Origin of the sequence: Psychrobacter sp. GW64-MNA-CIBAN-0177, assembly GCF_040309585.1 — a bacterium.
Classification (GTDB): Bacteria; Pseudomonadota; Gammaproteobacteria; order Pseudomonadales; family Moraxellaceae; genus Psychrobacter; species Psychrobacter okhotskensis.
This window is the reverse complement of the sequence record NZ_JBEOOY010000074.1, coordinates 1-403: the sequence shown is the minus strand read 5'-3', so window position 1 is coordinate 403 and position 403 is coordinate 1. Positions and strand designations below refer to the sequence as shown.

The 403-nt window shown below is 44.4% G+C and carries 1 protein-coding gene; it reads right to left on the bottom strand.

Going from position 1 to position 403, the window contains the following annotated elements:
• Positions 1–403: aminotransferase class I/II-fold pyridoxal phosphate-dependent enzyme (locus AAEY79_RS14230; protein WP_352288882.1), on the bottom strand; the 403-nt coding region annotated here is incomplete at both ends.

The window sequence follows — 403 nt, the reverse complement described above, 5'->3', positions numbered from 1 at the left end:
ATATCACTGAGCGCTTGAATATCAACAATATTACCCAGTGGATTGCCGATACTTTCTGCAAAAACCATCTTGGTTTTATCGTCAATTAAAGCGCGGATAGACTCAGGATTACGGTGGTCAAAAAAGCGCACTTCAATCCCTTGACGCGGCAAGGCATGGGCAAATAAATTATAAGTACCGCCATATAATGTCGATACCGTAACAATATTATCGCCCACTTCACAAATGGTCTGAATGGTATAAGTAATCGCCGCCATACCTGACGCCACAGCAAGTCCTCCAATCCCGCCCTCAAGCGCCGCCACACGCTCCTCTAATCCCGCATTGGTTGGATTCATAATACGCGTATAAATATTACCGGCTACTTTTAAATCAAACAAATCCGCTCCATGCTGCGTATCAT